12 protein-coding genes and 3 pseudogenes are annotated in these 18210 nt (G+C 71.7%); 2 read left to right on the plus strand and 13 right to left on the minus strand.

From position 1 onward, the window contains the following. Nucleotides 1–2 precede the first annotated feature (2 nt). Entirely contained in the window at nt 3–971 is a 969-nt protein-coding gene (locus ACWBNA_RS33900; RefSeq protein ID WP_482708342.1) for a DNA polymerase Y family protein, read from the minus strand. Further along, nucleotides 968–4405, minus strand: a complete 3438-nt coding sequence (locus tag ACWBNA_RS33905) for a DNA polymerase III subunit alpha (RefSeq protein WP_482708343.1) — start codon at nt 4403–4405, stop codon at nt 968–970. The genes ACWBNA_RS33900 and ACWBNA_RS33905 overlap by 4 nt, the downstream gene beginning before the upstream one ends. A gap of 154 nt (nt 4406–4559) precedes the next feature. On the opposite strand from ACWBNA_RS33905, the gene ACWBNA_RS33910 reads away from it, so the two are divergent. After that, nucleotides 4560–5651 carry a DUF3533 domain-containing protein gene (locus tag ACWBNA_RS33910; protein WP_482708344.1) on the plus strand — a complete coding sequence of 364 codons (1092 nt, stop codon included), beginning with the start codon at nt 4560–4562 and terminating at the stop codon, nt 5649–5651. Between the two features lie 416 nt (nt 5652–6067). Here ACWBNA_RS33910 and ACWBNA_RS33915 read toward each other — a convergent pair whose 3' ends face one another. From ACWBNA_RS33915 to ACWBNA_RS33960, 10 genes and pseudogenes are all read right to left on the minus strand, one after another. Continuing rightward, entirely contained in the window at nt 6068–7150 is a 1083-nt protein-coding gene (locus ACWBNA_RS33915) for a S1 family peptidase (RefSeq protein ID WP_482708345.1), read from the minus strand. A gap of 356 nt (nt 7151–7506) precedes the next feature. Continuing rightward, nucleotides 7507–8382, minus strand: a complete 876-nt coding sequence (locus tag ACWBNA_RS33920; protein ID WP_482708355.1) for a slipin family protein — start codon at nt 8380–8382, stop codon at nt 7507–7509. 151 nt (nt 8383–8533) lie between these two features. Next, the gene (locus ACWBNA_RS33925; protein ID WP_482708346.1) at nt 8534–9439 is read right to left on the minus strand and encodes a S1 family peptidase; all 906 of its coding nucleotides are present in this window, start codon (nt 9437–9439) and stop codon (nt 8534–8536) included. A 209-nt stretch (nt 9440–9648) separates the two neighbouring features. Then, nucleotides 9649–10431 carry a DUF1684 domain-containing protein gene (locus ACWBNA_RS33930; RefSeq protein WP_482708347.1) on the minus strand — a complete coding sequence of 261 codons (783 nt, stop codon included), beginning with the start codon at nt 10429–10431 and terminating at the stop codon, nt 9649–9651. A 4-nt stretch (nt 10432–10435) separates the two neighbouring features. Further along, nucleotides 10436–11749: an NtaA/DmoA family FMN-dependent monooxygenase gene (locus ACWBNA_RS33935; protein WP_482708348.1), complete on the minus strand. Its 1314-nt coding sequence runs from the start codon at nt 11747–11749 to the stop codon at nt 10436–10438. Beyond that, nucleotides 11746–12825, minus strand: a complete 1080-nt coding sequence (locus tag ACWBNA_RS33940; RefSeq protein ID WP_482708349.1) for an LLM class flavin-dependent oxidoreductase — start codon at nt 12823–12825, stop codon at nt 11746–11748. Before ACWBNA_RS33940 ends, ACWBNA_RS33935 begins: the two co-directional genes overlap by 4 nt. A gap of 24 nt (nt 12826–12849) precedes the next feature. After that, nucleotides 12850–13611 (minus strand): amino acid ABC transporter ATP-binding protein, encoded by a 762-nt coding sequence (locus ACWBNA_RS33945; protein WP_482708350.1) that lies wholly within the window; start codon nt 13609–13611, stop codon nt 12850–12852. A 117-nt stretch (nt 13612–13728) separates the two neighbouring features. Continuing rightward, nucleotides 13729–14568: pseudogene (locus ACWBNA_RS33950) on the minus strand (serine/threonine-protein kinase); the annotation flags it as partial. A gap of 45 nt (nt 14569–14613) precedes the next feature. Next, nucleotides 14614–15635: pseudogene (locus ACWBNA_RS33955) on the minus strand (FAD/NAD(P)-binding protein); the annotation flags it as partial. Further along, nucleotides 15632–16489, minus strand: a complete 858-nt coding sequence (locus tag ACWBNA_RS33960; RefSeq protein WP_482708351.1) for an amino acid ABC transporter permease — start codon at nt 16487–16489, stop codon at nt 15632–15634. The gene ACWBNA_RS33960 and the pseudogene ACWBNA_RS33955, both read right to left, overlap by 4 nt. Nucleotides 16490–16908: 419 nt before the next feature. Between ACWBNA_RS33960 and ACWBNA_RS33965 the strand changes: the two genes are divergently transcribed. Further along, nucleotides 16909–17850, plus strand: coding sequence for an ABC transporter substrate-binding protein (locus ACWBNA_RS33965; RefSeq protein ID WP_482708352.1), 942 nt, complete (start codon nt 16909–16911; stop codon nt 17848–17850). Between the two features lie 47 nt (nt 17851–17897). On the opposite strand, the pseudogene ACWBNA_RS33970 reads toward ACWBNA_RS33965, so the two are convergent. Continuing rightward, nucleotides 17898–18210 (minus strand): annotated as a pseudogene (locus ACWBNA_RS33970) (hypothetical protein); the annotation flags it as partial.

Genomic DNA, 18210 nt, shown 5'->3' on the forward strand with positions numbered 1-18210 from the left:
CACTACGCGGCCAGCGTCCCCGGCATCACCGCCCGCGGCCCGAACTTCGCCCGCACGCGGTCGGCGACCTCCTCGATGCGGCGGAGCTTCTCGTCCACGGGGTCGAAGGCGAGCTGGTAGGAGGCCAGTTCGGCGGGACCGAGAGCCTCGGCACGCAGGGCGACCGAACGGACCCGGGCCCGCTGGAGGCCGAGGGCCTCGTACATGCCGTAGGCCGCCTTCGTCAGCGCGGCCGAGTGCGCGGTCGGTTCCTTGAGGGTGCGGGTGCGGGTCGTCGAGGAGCGGTCGGCGTAGCGCACAGTGAGGGTCAGGGTGCCGCAGACCTTGTCGAGGGCGCGCAGCCTGGCGCCCAGTTCCTCGGCGGCCGCGAGCAGGGCGCGGCGGTGCCGGTCGGCGTCCAGCTCGTCGCGGTCGAAGGGGCGTTCGGCGGCCAGCGAACGGGACACGGCGTTCGGTACGACCCGGCCGCGGTCGATGCCGTTCGCCTTCTCCCGCAGATCACGGCCGGTCTTGGCGCCGACCAGACGCTGGAGCGTGGACAGGGGTGCGGCGGCGACCAGGCCGAGGGTGTCGAGGCCGTACTCGCCCAGGGTGCGGGCGGTGGCGGCGCCGACGCCGGGGAGCGCGGCGACGGGCTTGTCGGCGAGGAACTCCACGACGGTCTCCTCGGACACCGCGCGGGTCACCCCTGGCTCGGCGTCGCGCAGCGCGACGCGGGCCAGCATGGGGCCCGGCCCGGCACCGATCACGCAGTCGACGCCGTACCGGGCGAGCGCCCGGACCCGGATCACCGACGCCAGCTCCACCGCGCCGCGCCCGAAGTACCGTTCGGCGCCCCGCAGATCGGCGAGCGCCCCGTCCGGCGGCAGCGCCTCCACGACGGGCGTGAAATCCTCGAGCAACCCGAGCAGCCCCGGCAGGGCCGCCTCCCGCGTCGGCGGCAGCTGGAAACGTACGCAGAGGATGGTCATCCCGCACTCCCCGGACTCTGGTGCCACAACTTCCGTACCTTCGCGGGCTCTTCGCCCGCCGGGCGCAGATCGGCCCACGGATGCAGTTCGTATCCGGTGGGCATCTGGATTCGCCTGCCCCCCGTCGAATCCCCGCCCCCTTCCGGCAGGGGCTCGGCCAGCCGCGCCGCCACCACGTCGAGCCCGCCCTCAGCGCGCAGTTCGACCAGTTCGGCGAGGTTCCAGGCGGCGGCGCCGACCACGCTGAGGCTGCGCGGGCCGCGGCGTTGCACCACCCCGCGCACCAGCAGCAGCCAGGAGTGGAAGACGGTGTGCGCGCAGGCGTCGTGGGAGTCGTCGAAGAAGGCCAGGTCGACCAGGCCCGTGCCGTCGTCCAGGGTGCTGAAGATGACCCGCTTGCCGGACCGGATGGGCGGCGTCTGGGTGGCCGCCTTGGCGCCCGCGACCAGCACGGTCTCCCCGTGCCGCGCGTCCCGCAGCCGCCGGGCCGGCACCACGCCCAGTTCGTCGAGGAAGGCCCGGTGGTCGTCCATCAGATTGCGCGAGGCGTCCATGGACAGCACACCCAGCTCGGCACTCAGCTTCTCCGCCGAGGAGAGGTCGGGCAGCCCGGCCGGTGCCGTCTTCCGGCCGCCTGACAGGGGGAGTTGACCTCCACCACTGCCTCTGCCGCGGGCTCCCCGGTGCAGCTCGGTCAAGTGTAGTTGCAGGTCACGGCGGTTGGCCCCGAAGGCGTCCAACGCACCTACCTGGGCCAGCCGCTGAGCGAGCGGTCTGCTCGGGCGGGCCCGTTCCCAGAAGTCGAGCAGCGAGGCGTACGGCTGCCCGTCCGCGATGCGCGCCGCCTCGGCCTCGCTGATGCCGTGGACGTCGGAGAGGGCCAACCGCAGCCCCCACACCTTCGATTCAGACACCAGTTCGATACGATGGGCGACCGCCGACTTGTTCACGTCCAACGGCAGGATCGGCACCCCGCGTCGCCGCGCGTCCGCCAGCAGCAGCCGCTTCGGGTACATCCCGGGGTCGTGCGTGAGCAGTCCGGCGTAGAAGGCGGCCGGGTGATGCGCCTTCAGCCACGCCGACTGGTACGTCGGTACGGCGAAGGCGACCGCGTGCGCCTTGCAGAAGCCGTACGAGCCGAAGGCCTCGACGATCTCCCAGGTCCGCTGAATCGTTTCTGCGTCGTAGCCGTGGGCCGCCGCGTGCTGCGCGAACCAGATCCTGATCCGCTCCTGCGACTCCGGGTCGGACAGCCCGCGCCGCACCCGGTCCGCCTCGCCCCGCCCGCAGCCGGTCATGATGGCGACGATGTCGATGATCTGCTCGTGGAAGACGACGACTCCGTACGTCCCCTTCAGCGGCCCTTCCAGGTCCCGGTGCGGGTAACGGACCGGCGCCCGCCCGTGCCGCGCCTCGATGAACGGCCGCACCATGTCGGCGGCGACCGGACCCGGCCTGAAGAGCGAGATGTCGACGACGAGGTCGTGGAAGGTGGCCGGCTGCAGCCGTCCGACCAGGTCCCGCTGACCCGGCGACTCGATCTGGAAACAGCCCAAAGTCTCGGTGGAACGGATGAGTTGGTACGTGGCCGGGTCGCCGTCCGGCACCGCGTCCAGGTCGATCCGGTCCCCCGTCGCCCGCTCCACCTCGGCGACCGCGTGCGCCATCGCCGACTGCATCCGCACGCCCAGCACGTCGAGCTTGAGCAGCCCGAGGTCCTCGACGTCGTCCTTGTCGAACTGGGCCATGGGCAACCCCTCGCCGCTGGTCGGCATGACCGGCGTACGGGAGAGCAGGGAGGCGTCGGAGAGGAGCACTCCGCAGGGGTGCATGGCGACTCCGCGCGGGAGGGCGTCGAGGGACTCGACCAGTTCCCAGAGCCTCCCGTAGCGCTCCCCTTTCCGCTGGAGCTCCCCCGCCAGCTGCCTGAGTTCGGGCAGTTCCTCCAGTGCCGCGCGGGCGTCGCGGGCGCGGATGTGCGGGAAGGACTTGGCGATGCGGTCGATGTCGGCCGGGTCCATGGACAGGGCGGCACCGACGTCACGGATCGCGTGCCGCACCCGGTAGGTCTCCGGCATCGCGACCGTCGCGACCCGCTCGGCACCGAACCGGCCGATGATCGCGCGGTAGACCTCCAGGCGGCGCGCGGACTCCACGTCGATGTCGATGTCCGGCAGGACGATCCGCTCCTTGGACAGGAAGCGCTCCATCAGCAGCCCGTGCTCGACCGGGTCGGCGTGCGCGATGCCGAGGAGGTGGTTGACCAGGGAGCCGGCGCCGGAGCCGCGGGCAGCGACCCGGATGCCCATATCCCTTACGTCGTCCACCACTTGAGCAACCGTCAGGAAGTAGGAGGCGAAGCCGTGGTGGGCGATGATGTCCAGTTCCCGGTGCATCCGCTCCCAGTAGTGCCGCGCTTTCGCGGAACGGTCGTAACCGTGCAGCACCATCCCCGTCACCGCCCGCGAGGCCAGTGCCCGCTGTGCGGTGCGGCGGCCCGCGCCGACCAGGTGCGGCTCGGGGAAGTGGACGGTGCCGATGCCGAGGTCGTCCTCGGGGTCGACCAGACACTCGGCGGCCGTCGCCCGGGTCTGTTCCAGCAGGCGGTGGGCGGTGTCGCGCCGGTAGCCGGCGGCCTCGACGACCCGTTCCGCCACCCCGAGCATGGCGGGCGAGTCCTTGAGCCAGGCCTCGCCGGAGTCCAGTTCCTTCGTCGGGTCGACGGGAACCAGGCGGCGGGCCGCGTCCAGGACGTCGGCGACCGGGCCGAGGCCGGGGTCGGCGTACCGGACGGCGTTGCTGAGCACGGGCCGGATCCGCTGTTCGGCGGCGAAGCCGACGGTACGGGCGGCAAGCCGCAGGGAGCCGGGACCGGTGCCCTCACGGCCGTGCCAGACGGCTTCGAGGCGCAGGGCGTCGCCGTACACCTCCCGCCAGGGGGCGAGCAGCTTGGCGGCGCGGTCGGGGCGCCCCGTGGCGAGGGCGCGGCCCACGTCGGAGGCGGGGCCGAGCAGGACGGTCAGGCCGTCGGCCGTGTTGTCGGCCCAGGGCAGCAAGGGCGGGCCCTCCCCCGCGTGCGACGCCGTGACGAGCCGGCACAGGTCGGCCCAGCCGCGGGCGCCGTCCCGGGCGAGGAAGGTGACGCGAGGTGTCGACTCGTCGATGAAGGCGCCTCCGCGCACGGGCGTGCGGCGCCGCTCCTGCCGCGGACCCCCGGGCAGCTCCACCGCGAGGTCCACGCCGAACAGCGGACGGACCCCCGCCTTGGCACAGGCCTTGGCGAAGCGGACCGTGCCGGCGAGGGTGTCGCGGTCGGTCAGGGCGAGGGCGTCCAGGTCCCGCTCGCAGGCGCGCTCGGCCAGCCGCTCCGGGTGTGAGGCTCCGTACCGCAGGGAGAACCCGGAGACGGTGTGCAGATGCGTGAAACCCGGCACACGCACCTCCCGCACTCGTGAGCCCGACGGGGCTCTCGAACATTTGTTCCCAGCTACCTCACCCCCACCATAGACCAAATCTCGAATGTGTGTGCGACATCCGTTCGGGCCCGTCCCACCTGCGCAAACGCCCTGTGGCCCGGACCGTGGGGGCATGACGCAGACCACCGGCGCCGACACTCCGCGTACCCCGTTTCTCGGCGAGGTGAAGGACGCCGTGACCCCGCGGGCGACGCTGCTCGTGCTCGGTGTGGTCGCGCTCCAGCTGCTCTTCATCACCTCCTATGTGGGGGCGCTGCACGACCCGAAGCCCAAGGACGTGCCCTTCGGAGTCGTCGCGCCGCAGGCCGCCGCCCGGCAGACGGTGACCCGGCTGGAGCGGCTGCCCGGCTCACCGCTGGACCCGCGCACGGTGGCCGACGAGGCGACGGCCCAAAGGCAGATCATGAACCGGGACATCGACGGCGCACTCGTCGTCGACCCGGCCGGCACCACCGACACCCTCCTGGTCGCCTCCGGCGGCGGCACGGTCCTCGCGACCGCCCTGGAGACGCTCACCACGTCCTTGGAGAAGGCCGAGCAGCGGTCGATCAGAACGGTCGACGTGGCGCCGGCCTCCCCCCAGGACTTCGACGGGCTGTCGTCCTTCTATCTGGTCGTCGGCTGGTGCGTCGGCGGCTACCTCTGCGCCTCCATCCTCGCGATCAGCACCGGCGCCCGGCCCGCCAATCCGCGCCGCGCGGTGATCAGGCTGGCCGTCATGGCGGTGGTGTCGGTCATCGGCGGGCTGGGCGGCGCGATCATCGTCGGGCCGGTCCTCGACGCCCTGCCCGGCAGCGTGGCGGCCCTCTGGGGCCTCGGCGCCCTGATCACCTTCGCGGTCGGCGCCGCCACCCTCGCCCTCCAGGGCGTCTTCGGGATCGTCGGCATCGGCCTCGCGATCCTGCTCGTGGTGATCGCGGGCAACCCGAGCGCGGGCGGCGCCTTCCCGCTGCCGATGCTGCCGCCGTTCTGGAACGCCATCGGCCCGGCACTGCCCCCGGGCGCCGGAACCTGGACGGCACGCTCGATCGCGTACTTCGAGGGCAACGACACGACCGCCTCGCTACTGGTCCTGTCCGCGTGGGCGGTCGCCGGGATCGTGATCACGCTGCTGGCGGCGGGGCTGCGGGGAGGGCGACAGCCGAGGCAGGGCGTGCGGACGGCGCGGGCCGAGCGGACCACGCAGGCCGAGGGGACAGCGTAGGCCGAGGGGACCACGCAGGCCGAGGGGGAGGTGCGGACCGCGCAGGTCGTGGGGACGCGCGGACCGTGGGGGGACGTGCGGACCGCGCAGGTCGTGGGGACGCGCGGACCGTGGGGGGACGCGCCGGCCAGGGGGACGCGCGGACCGCCGTGAGCGACGCGCGGACCACTTAAGCCCTGGGCGCCTCATAGGCCGCGCAGGCCGTGGGGGCCGCGTAGGCCGTGGGGTCCGCGTAGGCCGTGGGGGCCGCGTAGGCCGTGGGGGCCGTGGGGCTGTACGGACCACGTAAGCGGTGCAGGCCGGGCAGGCCCTTCCCGTACGACGCGAAAGTCCCGCCCCTCGTGCGCGGGGCGGGACTTCACGAAGCCGGACCTCGGTGCCGGATCAGGTGTTCCGGCCATCGGTGCGGGCCGAGGTCAGCCGATCTGCGTACCGGTCGCCGACAGCGCCTCGGTCACCGGCTGGAAGAAGGTCTCCCCGCCCGAGGTGCAGTCGCCGCTGCCGCCGGAGGTGAGGCCGATCGCGCTGCTGCCCGAGAAGAGCGAGCCGCCGCTGTCACCGGGTTCGGCGCAGACGTCGGTCTGGATCAGGCCGTTGACGATGTCGCCGTTGCCGTAGTTCACGGTGGCGTCCAGACCGGTGACCGTACCGTCGTGCACCTGGGTCGTGGAGCCGCTGCGGGTGACCTTCATGCCGACGGTGGCCGCGGCCGCGCCGGTGATCTGCTGGGCGGAGCCGTTGTAGAGGTCCACCTCGCTGGGGTGGTCCACGTCGGCGGTGTACTTGACCAGGCCGTAGTCGTTGTCCGGGAAGCTGGAGACCTCGTTGGTGCCGATCTCGGTGCCGCTGGAGTCCGACCAGGTGGAGATGGACTCGGTGCAGTGCCCGGCGGTGAGGAAGAACGGCTCGCCGCCCTTGACCACGTTGAAGCCGAGCGAGCAGCGCCCGCCGCCTCCGGTGATGGCGTCGCCGCCCGCGATGAAGGGCTTGAACTCCCCCTTCGTACGCTGGAGTTCGGCCGTGGCGCCGAGCCCGTCGACGACCTTGGTCAGCTTCGCCCACTCGGCGTCGGAGACCGTTCGGTCGGCGGTGACCACGACCTTGTTGGTCGTCGGGTCGGTCGCCCAGGCGGTGCCGGGGATGGTCGCGTCCTGCGTGAGGGTGCCGCGGGCGCTCTTCAGTTCGGCGAGGGAATTCTCCACGACTCTGGCCTTGGCACCCGCCGCTTCGACGGTTTTGGCCGCGGCCTCGTCGACCACGTTGACCACGAGGCTCTTGGTCTTCGCGTCGTAGAACGTGCCCGCCGCGTCGGCGCCGAGGTCCTTGCCGAGCGTCGAGGCGAGCTTTCCGGCCGCAAGCGCCGAAAGGACCTGCGGTTCAGGGGTGTTCGCAGGCTCGCTGGCGTTCGCAGTCTGGAAGGTGACTCCCGCGGCGACCAGTGCGGTGATGCCCGCACCTGCCACGGCGATCCGCCGCCTGGGTATGCGTCGGTGCTTCAACTCGCGTCCTCCTGTGGGGGGTCGGCCCGGAGGCGGTGGGGACCTCGTGGACCGGAAGGCTGGTTGACGAGCGACCACTCTTCCGAACCCCACAGGGGGCGCACAAGGTCGACTTCCGGACGCGCGTAGAACGCGGTTGCGCGCCCCTTGAGTTTTGACTGTCCACGGTCACCCCAGGCCCTTCGCGCTGCAAACACTACGTGCGAGTAATATCCATCAGTCTGTGAGGTCTAGTCCTGTCTTGAAATCGCCCCTCGGACATCGGAGTTCGGCCGGGGCTCGACGGACGGGAGTTGCTCCTGCACCGATTGCTGCACCTCGGGAGGCATCGGTTACTCCGCCTCGGGAGGCATCGGTTACTCCGCCGCGGGAGGCGCCGGCTGCTGGGGCGAGGGAGGCACCGGCCGCTGCACCGCGGGCGACACCGGCTGCGCCACCGCAGCAGGCACCGGCTGCGGTGACGCGGGCGGTGCCTGCTGCGCCCGTTCCAGGAACCGCAGCAACTCCACCGGGAACGGCAGCACCAGCGTCGAGTTCTTCTCGGCGGCGACCGCCACCACCGTCTGCAGCAGCCGCAGTTGCAGCGCGGCGGGCTGCTCGGACATCTCCTTGGCGGCCTCGGCCAGCTTCTTCGACGCCTGGAGCTCGGCGTCCGCGTTGATGACCCGGGCCCGCCGCTCACGGTCGGCCTCGGCCTGGCGGGCCATGGACCGCTTCATGGTCTCGGGCAGCGAGACGTCCTTGATCTCGACCCGGTCGATGGTCACGCCCCACTCCACGGCCGGGCTGTCGATCATCAACTCCAGGCCCTGGTTGAGCTTTTCGCGGTTGGACAGCAGATCGTCCAGCTCGCTCTTGCCGATGATGGACCGCAGCGAGGTCTGCGCCATCTGCGCGACCGCGAACTTGTAGTCCTCCACCCGGACGACCGCCTCGGCCGGCGCGGTCACCTTGAAGTAGACGACGGCGTCCACCCGCACGGTCACGTTGTCCCGGGTGATGCCCTCCTGGCCGGGCACCGGCATCGTCACGATCTGCATGTTGACCTTCCGGAGCTTGTCGAGACCCGGAACGATCATGGTGAAGCCCGGTTCACGCACCTGCGGCCGGAGCTTGCCGAGCCGGAAGACCACACCCCGTTCGTACTGTTTGACCACCCGCGCGGCCGCCATCACGTACACCGCTCCGGCGGACGCGAGCGTCACTCCCGCCGCCACCAGCTCCTCGACCATCACGGCCCCCAGGGTCCGATGTGACCGCCCGTACGTCGACGGTAACTCCGGGGCCCGACAAGGGCGAGCCCCCGCACGACAGTTGCGTGCGAGGGCTCGTCCCGCTGCAGGCTGCAGCCGGGCCGTACAGGTGCCGAGGGGCGGTCAGGGCCTAGTAGACGCTGACGCCGTAGGCGCTGAGGGCCTCCGTGACGGGCTGGAAGAACGTGGTACCGCCGGAGGTGCAGTTGCCGCTGCCGCCGGAGGTGAGACCGTACGCCGTGCCGTTGCTGCCGTAGAGCGAACCGCCGGAGTCGCCGGGCTCGGCGCAGACGTTGGTCTGGATCAGACCGGAGACGATGTCGCCGCCGCCGTAGTTGACGGTCGCGTTGAGGGCGGTGACACGGCCGCTGTGCGTACCGGTGGTGGAGCCGTCACGGATGACGGTGGTGCCCACGCTCGGCGTGGCCGCGCGGGTGATGTCCACCCCGTTCGCGGTGCCGGGCCTGCTGACGGACCCGGAGTACCGCACGATGCCGTAGTCGTTGCCCGGGAAGCTGGACCCCGTGGTCGAGCCGATCACCGTGGTGCGGGCGGAGTTGGAGTACCAGGTGCCCGCACCGTCGGTGCAGTGACCGGCGGTCAGGAAGAACTGGGTGCCGCTGCTGTTCTGGACGTTGAAGCCGAGGGAGCAGCGCCAGCTACTCGCATAGATGGCGTCGCCGCCCTGGATCAGCTTGTTGAACTTGCCGGGGGTCCGCTTGATCGTGAGCGCGTCGGCGCCGGTGCCCGCCTGCTTCTTGATCTTCGCGATCTCCGCCTGGGAGACCGTGCTGTCGACGGTGACGACGACACGGTTGGTCTTGCTGTCGACCGCCCAGGCGGTGCCCGGGATGTCGGCCTTGAGCACCGAACTGCTGGCGCTCTTGAGCGCGGTGGCGCTGAAAGTGGTGGGGGCGTCGGACGCGTTCGCGCTGGGGATCGCGATCGCTGCGGCGGCGGCGAGGCCGGCGGATACGGCGATCAGCCGGGTCCGTCTCGTGATGCCGCTACGGGGGGTGGTGCGCTTGATCCTCACTTGTCGTTCCTCCACATGGGAAGTCGGGGGCCCTCGTGGGGTCGGGCCCGTGAGGCGCAGCCAGGGTGCCGGGCGCCCGGATTCCGAACACGCCGTGCCCCTGACAAGCGCTGTGGGGAATATTCGGCCGAACGGACGGTAGGCGCAAGGGCGCCTTTCGGCCGTCAACATTTAAACGATCTCTGTGTTCTACGCGAGATGACCGCTTTTCAGAGCAGGTTGCGCTCCCCCGCCTCGACCGCGACGCCGAGCGTGTTCCCCGGTGGCGGAAAAGGACAGATGAAGTGGTCGGCGAACGCGCACGGCGGCAGCAGCGCCCGGTTGAGGTCAACCGTCGTACGGCCGTCGGCGTCCGGTGCGGCGGGCCGAAGGGACCTGAAGCGGTAACTGCCCCTCCCGCTCGTGGTATCGCCGAAAACCGCCCACAGCGAGCCGTCGCCCTGGACCGTCACCTGGAGCGTCAGTTCCCGCCCGTCCAGGCTGAAGGCGAGCTCCCCGCCGAGGCCGAGACCGCGCTCCCGTCCGTCCGCGTTCTCGACGCGTACGGTGCGGTCCTCGCCGTACGGGGTGAAGCGGCCCGGCACCGACCAGCGCGGATCGTAGGGCGTGGCCTCGATGCCCCGGAACGCCCGGCGGGCGGGCGAGGCGGGGTCGAAGTCGCGCACCCCCCACACGCCTTCGCGCACCAGCACGACCAGCCGCCGCTCGCCGTGGGCGACCCGGGCGGCGGCGGCCGGGCCGGCGTCGGCGGTGAGCCGCACCTCACCGGCGAAGGGCCGGCCGTCCACGGTGAGACCGTCGCCGTCGGCGGCCGTGAGGACGACCGTGTCGCCCTCGACGCTCCATGACCCTGGGACGTCCGGAAGTCGCCCGTCCGGATAGTCCTCCAGCCAGTACGTGCCGGTCAGCGCGGGCGGTCCGTGGGGCGCCGCCACCGTCTCGGCGCGGTGCTCGTGCCAGCGCTTCCACGCGGCGGACTCGTCCGTCGTCATGCGATCAACCCTTCCACGCCTGGTCGCGGAGCCCGAGATGTGAGCGCAGGGTGGTGCCCTCGTATTCCGTACGGAACGCGCCGCGCTCCTGGAGCAGCGGCACCACCTGGTCCACGAACTCGTCCAGCCCACCCGGAGTGAGGTGCGGGACGAGAAGGAAGCCGTCGGCCGCGTCCCGCCGTACGAGCGCGTCGAGTTCGGCCGCGACCGCCTCCGGCGTGCCGACGAGGGACTGCCGGCCGCCCGCCTCGATCACGGTCTGCCGGATGGACAACCCCTTCTCCTTGGACAGCGCCCGCCACTTCTCCGCGATCGCCACGGTGTCACCGTGCGGGGTCCACCCTCGCGTGGTCACCGGTTCCGGCACCGGGTCGATCTCGGGCACCGGCCCGTCCGGGTCGTACGACGACAGGTCGACGCCCCAGATGCGCTCCAGCGTGACGAGGGCGCTCTGCGGGGAGACCTGCTGCTGCCGGATCCCGGCCGCCCGCTCCCGCGCCTCGGCGGCGGTGTCGCCGAGGACGACGGTGAGGCCGGGCATGATCGTGAGGTCGTCGGGGGTACGGCCGTACTTCTCCAGGCGCTTCTTGACGTCGGCGTAGAAGGCGCGCCCGGCCTCCGGGGTTCCGTGCCGTGTGAAGAGCACGTCGGCGGTGGCGGCGGCGAACTCCCGCCCCTCCTCCGAGTCCCCCGCCTGGATGACGACCGGGCGCCCCTGCGGGGAGCGCGGGACTCCGAACTCGCCCGCGATGTCGAAGTGTCGCCCCCGGTGCACGAAGGGCCGGGAGACTCCGTCCGGGGCCCAGGAGTCCCACAGCTCCCGTGCGGTGGCGACGAACTCGGCGGCGCGGGCAGGGCCGTCGGCCGCGTCGAGGTGTCCCCCGCGCCGGAAGTTCTCGGCGGTGAAGGCGTCGGAGGAGGTCACCACGTTCCAGGCCGCCCGGCCGCCGCTGAGGTGGTCCAGCGTGGCCAGTCTGCGGGCGAGTTCGTACGGCTCGTTGCAGGCGGTGTCGACGGTCGCGGCGAGTCCGAGCCGGTCGGTCACGGCGGCGAGGGCACCGAGCACGGTGAGCGACTCGGGACGCCCGGCCACGTCCCGGTCGTGGATCCGCCCCTTGTGCTCACGCAGCCGCAGCCTTTCCGCGAGGAGGAAGAAGTCGAACAGGCCGCGTTCGGCGGTGCGGGCGAGATGCTCGAAGGAGGAGAACCCGATCGGGGACCGGGAGCGGGGACCGGCCCGGACGGTGGTGTCGTCGACGCCCGGGAAGTGCGCCGCGAGGTGGATCCGCTTGCGTGCGGGGCGCCGCCGTACGGTCATGACGCTCCCTGGGTCACGGCGTACTGGTTGGCGGGCCGGGCGAGTCCCAGGTGCTCCCTGAGGGTGCTGCCCGGGTAGAACGTGCGGTACATCCCCCGGTGTTGCAGCAGCGCCACCGTGCCGTTCACGAGCCGCTCCAGATCACGGCGGGGCTCGGCGGGCACGAGGTGGAAGCCGTCGGTGGTGCCGTCCGTGTACCAGGCGGCGATCAGTTCGGCGAGGTCGACGGGACCGCCCCGGTACAGCGGGCCCTCGGCCGTCTGCCGGGGGCCGCCCCCGCCGTGGCCGGGCTCGGCCGCGTACTCGCCGCCGCCGAGGTCGACCACGAGACTGGCGAGGACCCGCAGGTCGTCGGGGTCCCGGCCGAACGCCGATGCCGCGTGCCGAAGTTGGTCCCGGGCGGCGGCGAGCTGCGTTGGGCTCACGGCCCGGACGAGCGCCACGTCGGCGTACCGGGCGGCGGTCGGCCGGGCGTGTGCCTCGGTGGCGTCGACCACGCGCACGGGGTGGCCCTGCGGGGGTCTCGGCACGGTCGAGGGACCTCTGACCGAGAAGGCGGAGCCGGCGAAGTCGACGTGGTGCAGCTTGTCCCGGTCGATGAAACGGCCGGTCGCCACGTCCCGTATCTCGGCGTCGTCCTCCCGGCTGTCCCACAACTTCGCGGCCACGTCGGCGACTTCGCCGGCCTCCTGCCACAGCTCTTCGGCCGGGGCCGCGTTCCGCCGGCCGAAGAGGCGGGCCTCGCCCTCGGTGGTCGACACGTCGATCCGCCAGCCGGCCCGGCCGCGGCTGACCCAGTCGAGAGTGGCGACGCCCGCCTGGATGTGGAAGGGCTCGGTGTGTGTGGTCGTGACGGTGGGCACCAGGCCGATCCGGCTGGTCGCGGGCGCCACCCGGGACAGGACGCAGAGCGCGTCGGGGCCGGGGCGGGCGAAGCTGTCGTCCAGGGTCACGAAGTCGAGGCCGCCGCGCTCGGCGAGCCGCGCCAGAGCGACGTAGGAGTCGGCGTCGTACACCGCCCGCTGGTCGACGGCGGCGGCCAGGTGCAGCAGGCGCCGGCCGTGCGATGAGGTCATGGGGGAAACCCTTCTTGGCAGGCCTCAGAGGACCTTGGAGAGGAAGGCTCGGGTCCGCTCGTGGCGCGGCGCGTCCAGCACGTCACCGGGCGCGCCCTGCTCGACGATCCGCCCGTCGTCCATGAACACCACGGTGTCGGCGACCTCGCGGGCGAACCCGATCTCGTGGGTGACGACGATCATCGTGGTGCCCTGGTGGGCGAGGTCCTTGATGACGTCGAGGACTTCGCCGACCAGCTCGGGGTCGAGCGCGGAGGTCGGTTCGTCGAAGAGGAGCAGGCTGGGCTCCAACGCGAGCGCCCGGGCGATGGCCACCCGCTGCTGCTGCCCGCCGGAGAGGTGCCTCGGATAGGCGTCGGCCTTCTCCGCGAGCCCCACCCGGTCGAGCAGCCGGCGCGCGGACTCGACGGCGTCCTTGCGGGGCCGCTTCAGCGCGTGCACCGGCGCTTCGATGATGTTGTCCAGCACGGTGAGGTGCGGGAAGAGGTTGAAGTTCTGGAAGACGAAGCCGATGCGCGTGCGCTGCCTGAGCACCTCGCGCTCGCGCAGCTCGTGGAGCCGGTCGCCGGAGCGCCGGTAGCCGACCAGCGCCCCGTCCACGCTGATCGTGCCCCGGTCCACCTTCTCCAGATGGTTGATGGTGCGCAGCAACGTGGACTTGCCGGACCCGGACGGGCCGACGATCACGGTGACCTCGCCCGCGCGCACGGCGAGGTCGATGCCCTTGAGCACTTCCAGGGAGCCGAAGCTCTTGTGGACGGACCTGATGTCGACCATGACGGTCATCGCGATTCCTAGCAGTCGATAGGCAGTCGATAGGCAGTCGAAAGGCAGTCGATAGGCAGTCGAAGGGCGGTCGAAGGGCGGTCGAGGGGAGTGGAGGGTCGGTCGAAGGGGGGTGTCTCAGGCGGCCGCACGTCCGGAGAGCGCACCGAGGAACGCCAGCGCGGCCCGGGCCGTCGCGTCGTTCTGCCGGAACGCCGGCCCGCCGGTGCGCGGCCGGGTGAACGCCCCGGGGGCACGGGCGTCGGTGTGCGGCCCGAGGGCGAAGCGCCGGGGATGCGGCCGGCCGGCCCGGTCGAGGATCCGCCCGTCGACCGGGTCCACCCGGAGCAGCCCGTCCGGCGTCTCGGCCACCCCGTCGGCGTGCAGCTCGCGCAGCAGCGGGTCGCGGGCCCGCCCGACCGTCGGCTCGGGCAGCCGCGCCTCGACCAGCGCCCGGGCCTCCACGACGGAGTCCGGGACGCTGGCGCTCGACGCCCGGAACACTCCGCCGCCGGCGCTGACGGTCATGCCCGCGCCGAGGAACCGCACCACGCCCGCGCGGGAGAGGGCGAGCAGCTGCCGCAGCCGGGGTCCGGGCGGCCCGGAGGCCAGATAGCTGAAGAACCCGTGCCACCAGGGGCCGATGTCCCCGAGCCGGACCAACTGGCCGTAGACGGAGAGCAACCCGAGGAAGACGGCCAGGTCGGGGCTGTGGGAAGGGTCGTGACGGCGGCTCAGGTCGCCGTCGACATACGCGCGCAACCCCTCCTGGAGTTCCGCGTACGACCCGTACCGCACCCCCTGAAGCGGACGGTCGAGCGCGGCGAGGTCGAGCCGGTCGGCGGGATCGGGCACGGCGGACGCGACCAGGGCCGCCCGCCCGGCCGGGTCGTCGACGGCCGCGTACTTCTCCTCGAAGACGCTCCAGGCCACGGTCGTCCGCCCGGGATGGACGGTGAACAGCCGGTGGTAGTGCGCGANGCGGGATCGGGCACGGCGGACGCGACCAGGGCCGCCCGCCCGGCCGGGTCGTCGACGGCCGCGTACTTCTCCTCGAAGACGCTCCAGGCCACGGTCGTCCGCCCGGGATGGACGGTGAACAGCCGGTGGTAGTGCGCGAAGCCCAGTTCCTTCTCCACCAGCGGCCACACGTCCCGCCGGAAGTCGAAGCCGCCCGGCCGGGCGAGCAGGCCGTCCACCTGGGCGGGCCCGAAGAACCGCGGCAGCGGCGGCCGTTCACCGGTCCAGTCGTAACCGATCTTCGAGTGGTACGGCACTCCGCGCCGCGAACCGACGTACAGGACCGGTTCCTGCCCCGAAGGCACGTACGTGTCCCCGTCGTACCGCCCGCCCCGGCCCTCGGTGAGGAGCACCATCAGGTCGACGAAGGCGAGCCCGAAGCCGCGGACGAGGACGGGTTCGCCGGGCGCGAGCCGGGACAGGTCGCTGTCAGCGGTGAAGTCCGGCGGGAGGTGGACGAGGCCGTGTTCGCGGGCGTACCCCGCCAACTCGCGCTGTGCGTCGTCGGGTTCGGCGTCCAGGTGGCCGAGGGCGAGCACGACGAGGTCGGCGAGGAGGGGGCGGGCGCGGCCCTCCAGCCACACCTGCTGGCGTCCCTGGGGCGGCCCGCCGACCCGCAGGGCACGGCGTGGATGGTGGTGGACGACGACGCCCGGCGGCAGCTCGGCCACCGCCCGCTCGTGCACCCAGCTCAGGTAGGCGCCCTGGAGCCGCCGGTCCGCGAACGTACGGCCGTCGATGCCGGCCCACTCGTGCAGTGTCGGGCCTTCCCGCACGGGCCCGGCCATGTCGACCGTCTCGTCGGTGAACATGGTGACGTCCTCGGCGTGCGAGTTCATCCACAGCAGCGGCGACTGGGCCGGGCGCCAGATGCGTCCGGCGCCCGGCGGATGCGGGTCGACCAGATGGATGTCGAGGCCCGAACCGGCGTACACCTCGGGTGCGTTGGCGGCGATCCGCTCGATCAGACCCGTCCCCCGCGGCCCGGCGCCGACGATCACCAGGGAGGGCCGGTGAGCGCTCATCGGGTGCGCTCCGAGCCGCGCGCGTAGTGCTTCTCGACGTAGTGCTGGCCGAGGCTGAGCACCGACGTGACGACCGTGTACCAGACGGTGGCCACCATCAGCAGTGGGATGACCTGGTAGGTGCGGTGGTAGACGAGCTGCACCGAGTAGAGCAGGTCCTGCACGGCGATGACGCTGACGATCGAGGTGCCCTTGAGGGTGCCGATCAGCATGTTCCCGGCGGGCGGCACGATGGAGCGCATCGCCTGCGGGAGCACGATCCGCCGCCAGCGGCGCCACCGGCTCAGGCCGAGCGCCTGCGCGGCCTCGATCTGCCCGCGGTCGACGGAGAGGATGCCGCCGCGGACGACCTCGGCGGCGTACGCGGCCTCGTGCAGGGTGAGGCCGACGATCGCGACGGTGACCGGACCGAGCAGGTCGACCGTCTTCACGCCGAGGATCTGCGGGTACAGCGCGCCGATGTTGAACCACAGCAGCAGCTGCACCAGGATCGGGATCGACCGGAAGAGCCAGACGTAGCCCCAACTGACGCTTCTGAGTACGGGATTGGCCGACAGCCGGAACGCGGCGAGCAGCGTGCCCAGCGCGAAGCCGAGCACCATCACGAGCGCGGTCAGCCACAGGGTGAGCCACAGGCCGCGCAGCACCGCGTCCGAGGTGAAGTAGTCGGCGACGACGTCCCACTGGAACGCCTTGTTGCGCAGAACGGAGTTGACGGCGAGCGCCAGCAGCACCAGTACGGCGACGGCGGCGGTCCACTGGCCGATCCGGCGCTGCGGGACGATCCGCAGCAGGTCCGCCTGCTCGGGGATCTCGGGTGCCGCGGGGGCTTTGGCGAGGGTGTCGGAGGACATGCGAAGGCTCCGTGACATCGAGTCGGGAGAACTCGGGTGGGTGCCTTCACACGGAGACGCGCGGAACGTGCCGCGACGGTACGGCCGAGCCCCTCAGCAGGGCCGTGCCTTGAGAGTACGGGTGGGTTTCCCCTCACTGTCAAGGCTGTCCGGACTGTGAGCCGTACGTCTCAAGTCGGTTGACGCACAACCGGATGCCTGTTCCACTTGGCCCATGCATCCACAGCAGTGGCTGGTCAAGCGCTCCCACATCGACTTCGGTCGAGTGTGGTCCTCTTCCTGTTGAGCTGACCCCCTGCGCGCCCTGAGCTGTTGATCCAGCGGGGCGCTTTCGCGTTTTCCCCGTTGTCTTCTCCCTTTCGCCTTCACACGCGCTCCCCCTCACCCAGCGCTTCCCGCTCCCAGGAGACCGCCACGCCATGCGTACGCCCACGCGTGCCCGAAACAAGCTCATCGCCCCCTTTGTCGTGATCACCGTCGCGACCCTGTTCCTCACCGCGTGCGGCTCCGGCACGGACGACACCGTCAACGCCTCCGCCCGCTCCGACGAGATCCCGACCGCGGACGTCGTGTCGGCAGTCAGGAAGGACGAGGCAGCGGCCGAACTCCTGCCTTCCGGTGCGTCGGACCTCACCATCGCCGTCAGCGTCTCCGGCCAGCCTCCCGGCACCTCGATCCTGGACGACGGGAAGAACCTGGCCGGCCTGGACGTCGACTTCGCGCACGCCGTCGCCAAGGTCCTCGGCGTCAAGCTCAGGACCGAGCAGGCAAGCTTCGAGGCGATCCTGCCGGCCCTCGACAGCGGCAAGTACGACCTCGGCGTCGGCAACTTCGGCGTGACCGACGAGCGCCGCAGGACCATCGACTTCGTCACCTACATCAACGACGGCCAGGGCTTCGCCACCCGTAAGGACAGCAAGCTGTCCAAGGTCACGGACCTGGCCCAGCTGTGCGGCCTGAACATCGCGACCGGCGCGGGCACCACCTTCGAGGCCACGCTGGAGGACAACAAGCACCTGTGCGCCGACGCGGGCGAGAAGCCGTACAAGGTGCAGACCTACAACGAACAGGGCGCCATCTGGTCCTCGCTCCAGCAGGGCCGCAGCGACGTCGTGATGTCCACGATCAACGGCCTGCGCTACGCGGTCGCCCACCAGGAGGGCGTGAAGTTCCTCAACGAGTTCCACCGTCTGGACGTCGGCTTCGCCTTCGAGAAGGGCAGCAAGCTGACGCCCGCCTTCCAGGCCGCGGTGAACCGGCTCATCGCGGACGGGACGTACGACAGGATCCTCAAGAAGTGGGGTACGACGGGCTCGGCGATCGCCAAGTCGCAGATCTCGCCCCCGGAACTCAAGGAGTAGGCGAAGGTTCCGGCACGGCAGCAGGCACAAGGCCGGGCACAGGCAGGTCAGCAGTCGCAGCCACAGTCGCAACCGTCGCAACCGTCACCGCAGCAACTCCCGCAGCAGTTCCCGCAGCAGTCGCAGCAATTACAGCAGTCACTGCAGCCGCTGCAGTCGGCGTTGGCACACGGTCCTTCCCGGCGCTCCCGGCTCCACGGGTCGTCGTACTCCCCGCAGCACATCTGGCACGTGCAGGCCAGCCCCACCCACACCGCGCACCCGGCGAGCAGCCCGCGCCGGTCGCGGCGGGGCGGCTCCGGGGGCAGCGGGGCCCACGGGCCGCCGGGCGGGGCGTACGGTCCGCCCGGCGTCGCACCC

The sequence above is a fragment of the Streptomyces sp. Q2 genome, assembly GCF_056820935.1.